Below are 6,298 nucleotides of genomic sequence, written 5' to 3' on the forward strand. Positions count from 1 at the left end.
TCGGATATTTTTCCGAGTTCTTCCACACACAACTACATCATCGGTCCGGGTGATGTAGTTGATGTCACTATCTGGGAAGCACCACCTGCCATGCTGTTTGGTGCAATCACTCTTGATCCTGCTGCCGGACCCGTCACAACACGCGGCGTGACTTTTCCAGAGCAGATGGTGACATCGGACAACACTATCGCCATACCGTTTGCCGGTCGGGTTTCAGTCAAGGAGCGCACTACCCAGGAAATCGAACGTGAAATTGTCGTGCGACTGTACGGCAAGGCCAATCAGCCCCAGGTGCTGGTGCGCGTTATCAAAAACAATTCATCCAATGTCACAGTTGTGGGCGAAGTGAATAACAGCACATTGATGGCGCTGACGCCCAAAGGCGAGCGATTGCTCGATGCGCTGGCCACAAGTGGTGGTGTCAAAGAAACCACTAATCGCATGGCTGTACAGCTATCGCGCGCCAACATGACAGCCACAATGGCTCTGCATTCAATCATTCAGGATCCAAAACAGAACATTCTGCTCAAACCGGGCGATGTGGTTACCGCTTTGTACCAGCCACAAACTTTCTCGGTGCTGGGTGCTACGGGTAAAAATGAAGAAGTACCCTTTGAAGCGCAAGGTATTTCCCTCGCACAGGCATTGGCGCGCTCGGGCGGATTGGTGGATAACCGGGCCGATGCACGTGGTGTTTTCATTTTCCGGTTTGAAGATGCAAAACTGGTCGATGCCGATCATCCGCTAACAGCTGGGGCTGACGGCATGGTGCCAGTAATTTATCAGGTTGATTTACGTGATCCAGCCTCTTTCTTTGTTACCCAGAATTTTCCGGTGCAGAACCATGATGTCATTTACGTTGCCAATTCGCCCGAGGCGGAATTCAGCAAATTCATGAAACTGCTGATATCCGTAGCAATGCCTGGCCTGACAATCAACCGGATGTTCCTGCTGAATTGATGACCCGACTAAACCCACTGTTATTTTTTTCCAGATATGAACATGTCTGAGGTTCGTAACCCGATGGTGGTTTCCTTTGCAGTCTGGAAGGCAATTTTCCTGCGCGAGGCGCTAGACCGGTTATTTGACATGCGGGCAGCGTGGTTCTGGTTACTGGCGGAGCCCGTGCTGCACATCGGATTTCTTGTTTTTATCTTTACTGTGCTGCGCATGCGCACGGTAGGCAATGCTGACGTCGCGGTATGGATTATTGTCGGCATGCTGGCTTTTTTTCTCTTTCGGCGGACAGCAGTTCAGGTGACCTATGCGGTTGATTCCAATCAACCGCTGTTTACCTACCGTCAGGTCAAACCTTTTGATCCCGCGTTGGCGCGTGCTGTTCTGGAGGCTTTTCTGATGGCGATTATTTCGACCATCATACTGAGTGTTGCGGCCTTGTTAAGCCATGACACATGGCCGCATGATCCTTTACTGGTGTTGTCAGCCGTATTCGGGCTTTGGCTGTTTGGCGTGGGCTATGGTCTGGTGGCTTCGGTGTTGATGGCACTTGTTCCGGAAATGGAACACATTCTCAAAATCCTGATGCTGCCGCTGTATCTGATTTCCGGCGTGATTATGCCGCTGGTGGTCATCCCGCAACCTTATCTTGATCTTTTGATGCTGAACCCGATCGCACACGGCCTGGAGCTGGTGCGTGCCGGTTTCTTCCCGTATTACCACACTGTGCAAGGTCTCAGTATGGAATATCTCTACGCCTGGGCTATCGTCAGTCTTTTTCTCGGATTGATGTTGTACCGCCGGTTTGCCTTGCAACTGGTGATGAAATGATCGTAATCAAGGACGTACACAAGCGTTACAGAACAGATCATGGCCCCGGCAAGTGGGTATTGCAAGGCGTTAACCTGACGATCCCGAGCAATGTCAATGTTGGGTTGATCGGCTCAAACGGAGCTGGAAAATCCACCTTGCTGCGTATTATTGGCGGTATTGATCACCCGAACAAAGGACAGGTGGAACGACGCTGCCGGCTTTCCTGGCCTATGGGACAAGGTGGGCTGGAACCCAGTCTGACTGGTCGCCAGAACGCCAAATTTGTTTGCCGTGTTCACGGACATCAGGATGATCTCACCGATCGCCTTGCTTTCATACAGGACTTTTCCGAACTGAAAGCCGCCTTTGAAGAACCGGTCAACACTTATTCATCCGGAATGCGTTCGCGTTTGCAGTTTGCCATGTCACTTGCGTTTGATTTCGATATTTATATCTCGGATGAGGTGACAGCAGCAGGGGATGCCGCCTTTCGTGACAAGGCTGCCGCCGCCTTTAAATCCATGGCGAACCGTGCCGGGCTCATCATGGTTGCCCACAGTGATTCAACCCTCAGGCAATTTTGCGAGGCGGGCATTCTGCTATATCAGGGCAAAGCGCAATGGTTTGACGACATTGAAGAAGCCTTCAAAGCCTATAAGGACACAATCAAAAAATGACGGAATCACAACCCAACATAAACGAGCATGGCACCGGCAAATCGGATGATTTTTCCGGGAACGGCAAAAAAGACTGGTTTTCCATCAAGCTGTTTTCACACCTGATATGGTTTACGCTGATATTGGCTGTTTTTGCGATGGCTTACTGGCTGGTGATTGCTTCCGATCGCTATGTTTCGGAAGGAAGTATCATTATTCGAAAAACCGATTCAATAACTGCTCCCAGTTTTGATCTGTCCATGCTGATTGCAGGAGCCGCCAGTGCCAACCGTGCGGATCAGTTGTTACTGCGTGAATACCTGCTTTCGGTGGATATGCTCAAAAAACTGGATGCGGAACTTGATTTACGCACCCACTACAGCAACGAAAATTCGGATCTCCTCTCCCGCATGTGGTGGCAGGATATGGAATGGTTTCATCGCCATTATCTTTCACGTGTTTCCATTGAATATGATGATTACGCTGGTGTGCTGCGTATCCAGGCGCAGGCGTATGACCCGGAAACAGCGCAGGCGGTTTCCGGCCTGCTAGTGCGCGAAGGCGAACGTTATATGAATCAGATCAGTCACGAACTGGCTGAAACACAGGTCAATTTCCTGATAACCCAAGTGGGTATGGCGCAACAACGTTATCAGCAGACAAGGCAGACACTGCTGGCATATCAAAACAAAAAAGGGCTGCTCTCGCCGCAAGCCATAGCAGAAAGCCTGAATACCCTGATCGCCAAGCTCGAAGAACAACGGGCCCAGCTCAAAACACAACTGGCTTCCCTGCCCAGGACGCTGGATCGGAACCACCCCAATCTGGTCATGCTGAATCAATCCCTGGCTGCCATCAACCAGCAAATTGCCGGGGAAAAAGCCAAACTGGCCAACCCGGCCAACTCGGCCGGTAAAGCCCTGAATATCACACTGGAAGAATTTCAGCGGCTGGAAATGGAAGCCACGTTCGCACAAGAACTCTATAAGGCAGCACTTTCCGCACTGGAAAAAGGCAGAATTGATGCCACCCGCATGCTGGATAAGGTATCGGTGCTGCAGGTGCCTACCTTCCCGGAATATCCAATGCAACCCCGGCGTATCTATAACACCATTGCCACATTGTTATTTGCGCTGATGCTGGCTGGTATTCTGAAACTGCTGGAAGGCATCATTCTTGATCATGTGGATTAACCCCCAGGCGTTACAGCCGGGATGAAGCGTTAACTGAAAGATTAGTTCGTAAAAGCATTAAGCTGCGGTTCCCGGATGAATCTGTGGCGGAAGAGAAGCAAGAAAATTTTCCGGAAAAATGCATGTTTAGTAAAAGGAGATGTTTATGAAGATTCGTAAAGCAGTTTTCCCAGTGGCGGGTTTGGGCACCCGTTTCTTGCCCGCTACCAAGGCTAATCCCAAGGAAATGCTGCCGGTCGTGGATAAACCTCTCATTCAGTATGCTGTGGAAGAAGCCCTGGCTGCAGGCATTACCGAAATGGTGTTTGTTACAGGGCGCACCAAACGCAGCATTGAAGATCATTTTGATAAGGCATACGAACTGGAATCCGAACTGGAGCGCCGAGGCAAGGTTGAGATGCTGCAGTACGTGCGTAATTTGTTGCCGGATGACATGAAGTGCGTGTACATCCGCCAGTCCGAAGCGCTGGGCCTGGGCCACGCAGTGTTATGCGCCCAGCCAGCGGTGGGCGATGAGCCTTTTGCCGTATTGCTGGCCGATGATTTACTGGAAGGCGAGCCTGCCGTAATGCAGCAAATGGTGGATGTATATGACTACTACAAGAGCTCCGTGCTTGGTGTGCAGCAGGTGCCACGAGAAGATACGCGCAGCTATGGCATTGTCGACAGCAAGCCAATTCGCGATGATCTGGAGGCAGTGCAATCCATTATTGAAAAACCCAAACCGGAAGAAGCACCTTCTACCCTGGCAGTGGTGGGGCGTTATGTGCTTACACCACGCATCTTTCATCACTTGGCGCGGCTGGGTAAAGGAGCCGGGAGCGAGATACAACTAACAGATGGTATTGCTGCATTAATGCGGGAAGAGCAGGTGCTCGCCTATCGCTACAAAGGCAGGCGGTACGATTGCGGCAGCAAAATAGGCTATTTGGAAGCCACACTGGCCATGGCATGCAAACATCCTGAAGTGGGTCCACAGTTTGAGAAATTACTGCAATCGTTCGTCAAACCTGACTCCAGGTCTTTAGAAGAATGAATTTTTCAATAAAAATAATTTGATCGCATTGAAGCGCGCGAGGAAGCATAGCGCTTTTCAGGGTATGAATATTTGCCCATGCTGTTTACCAGGAGATGAAATATATCAATTCCCCTCCGGTGGAGGGGTGGACGCCGTAGGCGGACGGGGTGGTGAATCACACTGCGGTTGTCATCTGGATTGCTTCATGCCTGACGGCGTTCGCAAAGACGGCGTTTTTGTTGTTGCAAGGAGGCTGCAGGCTGATTTGGCCATCCAATTCCCCTCCGGTGGAGGGGTGGACGCCGTAGGCGGACGGGGTGGTGAATCACATTGCGGTTGTCATCTGGACTGCTTCATGCCGCTGGCGTTCGCAAAGACGGCATTTTTGTTGTTGCAAGGAGGCTGCAGGCTGACTTGTCCATCCAGATTCCCATCCTCTATTTCCGGCGCAGTAGAAAACTTATCTGCATTGCATAAAGAAAGGCGCCAAAAATCCCTTAACTCGCCGGAATGATTTATGCCATTTTGATGAAAAATGCTCACAACGCCCGGAGCTGCTTTTTCTCCAGTTATTAGTCTCAAGCGGATAAGCAGTTTCAGTAATGCCGAACAATGTAACCGTGAGCGATAAGAATGGATATGTCAGTCCCTGCTGAAGTAGCCGAAGTACCCGACATCAAAGAACTGCAAGAAGAAAATGAGCTGCTGTTGTCGCAGCTTCATCTGGTACAGGAAGAGCTGGAGAAGTACTATCTGCGGAACAAGGCGCTTGAGAGCGGACAGGCAGGCAAGTTGCAAAATACAACTCCATCAGCTCAAGGCTGGGTGGATGATGAGCTGCCGGATGCACTGGCTGAAAATCTCCGCCTGCAAACGCTGATTGAAGTACAACAGAAAATTTACCAGCTGGAAACACACAATACCCTGAACGTCAGACTGGGCAATATTCTCATTGAAAGTGCGGCTTCATCCGGATCATTGCTTTCAGTCCCCGGCAAGCTTAGAAAAATCTGGAAAGAAGAAAACCAGAAAACTCCCCCCAAAGCGCTGGGCGGCAAAGGTTTCGATAAGATCATCGCCGCGTACGGCGAAGGCGGTTTTGATGCAGTGGAGCGACTGATCGCTGTAGTTTCAATCTCGCCCGCCATGCACGCCAGCGCGTTGACGGCACTGGCCAGACATCTGATGAAAAGCGATAGTACCCAGGCAGCCGAAGCCGCCCGCCGCGCCTATGCCCTGGACCCCAGACCTTTCCGGCTGAAATGGCTTGCCTTCCGGCTGCACGAGGCACGGGAGATTGCAGAAGCCGAAGCCATGCTGGCGATTCTGCCGGCAGATACCCCATTCAGCGATTCAGAAACCCGCCAGGCCAACCATACTGCCATTCACCAAACCGGCACCGCGCTGCTGCCGACAACGCTGGAGCGGGTATTCGTCGAGAGGCGATAAGTGCAATTCGTCACTCACGATCCCGATATTCCGGATGCACTCTTGCAGGCGCACGAGGAAGGTCGCGTGGTATTTTTCTGCGCATTGTGTGATGTGCAGGTGGACCGATTCCGCCACGGCCGGGTGCTGCTGGCCTCGCAGCTGATTGCATTTTTCCGTGTGGATCGTCCTTGGACCGAACAGCACCTTCTACCGTTGTTTGGCTGGAGTAA

The 6,298-nt window shown here is 51.3% G+C and carries 8 protein-coding genes; 7 read left to right on the forward strand and 1 reads right to left on the reverse strand.

Annotation, left to right across the window (positions count from 1 at the left end; genetic code table 11):
* The 5 genes from IT527_RS01985 to galU form a co-directional block, all read left to right on the forward strand.
* A partial coding sequence (locus IT527_RS01985) for a polysaccharide biosynthesis/export family protein (protein ID WP_292965825.1) occupies positions 1 to 960 on the forward strand: 960 nt, incomplete at its 5' end.
* Between the two features lie 42 nt (positions 961 to 1,002).
* The gene (locus IT527_RS01990) at positions 1,003 to 1,788 is read left to right on the forward strand and encodes an ABC transporter permease (protein WP_292965828.1); all 786 of its coding nucleotides are present in this window, start codon (positions 1,003 to 1,005) and stop codon (positions 1,786 to 1,788) included.
* A complete protein-coding gene (locus IT527_RS01995) occupies positions 1,785 to 2,447 on the forward strand; it encodes an ABC transporter ATP-binding protein (RefSeq protein ID WP_292965831.1) in 663 nt (220 codons plus the stop codon). Before IT527_RS01990 ends, IT527_RS01995 begins: the two co-directional genes overlap by 4 nt.
* Positions 2,444 to 3,619: a chain-length determining protein gene (locus tag IT527_RS02000; protein ID WP_292965834.1), complete on the forward strand. Its 1,176-nt coding sequence runs from the start codon at positions 2,444 to 2,446 to the stop codon at positions 3,617 to 3,619. The genes IT527_RS01995 and IT527_RS02000 overlap by 4 nt, the downstream gene beginning before the upstream one ends.
* Before the next feature lie 139 nt (positions 3,620 to 3,758).
* Positions 3,759 to 4,655: a UTP--glucose-1-phosphate uridylyltransferase GalU gene (gene galU, locus IT527_RS02005; protein WP_292965837.1), complete on the forward strand. Its 897-nt coding sequence runs from the start codon at positions 3,759 to 3,761 to the stop codon at positions 4,653 to 4,655.
* A gap of 321 nt (positions 4,656 to 4,976) precedes the next feature.
* Here galU and IT527_RS02010 read toward each other — a convergent pair whose 3' ends face one another.
* Positions 4,977 to 5,219: a hypothetical protein gene (locus IT527_RS02010; RefSeq protein ID WP_292965840.1), complete on the reverse strand. Its 243-nt coding sequence runs from the start codon at positions 5,217 to 5,219 to the stop codon at positions 4,977 to 4,979.
* Positions 5,220 to 5,276: 57 nt separating this feature from the next.
* Here IT527_RS02010 and IT527_RS02015 point away from each other — a divergent pair, with 57 nt between their 5' ends.
* Together IT527_RS02015 and IT527_RS02020 are read left to right on the forward strand one after the other, a co-directional pair.
* The gene (locus tag IT527_RS02015; protein WP_292965842.1) at positions 5,277 to 6,086 is read left to right on the forward strand and encodes a hypothetical protein; all 810 of its coding nucleotides are present in this window, start codon (positions 5,277 to 5,279) and stop codon (positions 6,084 to 6,086) included.
* A partial coding sequence (locus IT527_RS02020; RefSeq protein ID WP_292965843.1) for a hypothetical protein occupies positions 6,087 to 6,298 on the forward strand: 212 nt, incomplete at its 3' end.

Origin of the sequence: Nitrosomonas sp., assembly GCF_020852615.1 — a bacterium.
Lineage (GTDB): Bacteria > Pseudomonadota > Gammaproteobacteria > Burkholderiales > Nitrosomonadaceae > Nitrosomonas.

Excerpts from the sequence above, each read along its gene's own strand:
- IT527_RS01990 (WP_292965828.1), top strand. The coding sequence starts at position 1,003 with ATGTCTGAGGTTCGTAACCCGATGGTGGTTTCCTTTGCAGTCTGGAAG.
- IT527_RS01995 (WP_292965831.1), top strand. The coding sequence starts at position 1,785 with ATGATCGTAATCAAGGACGTACACAAGCGTTACAGAACAGATCATGGC.
- IT527_RS02000 (WP_292965834.1), top strand. The coding sequence starts at position 2,444 with ATGACGGAATCACAACCCAACATAAACGAGCATGGCACCGGCAAATCG.
- galU (WP_292965837.1), top strand. The coding sequence starts at position 3,759 with ATGTTTATGAAGATTCGTAAAGCAGTTTTCCCAGTGGCGGGTTTGGGC.
- IT527_RS02015 (WP_292965842.1), top strand. The coding sequence starts at position 5,277 with ATGTCAGTCCCTGCTGAAGTAGCCGAAGTACCCGACATCAAAGAACTG.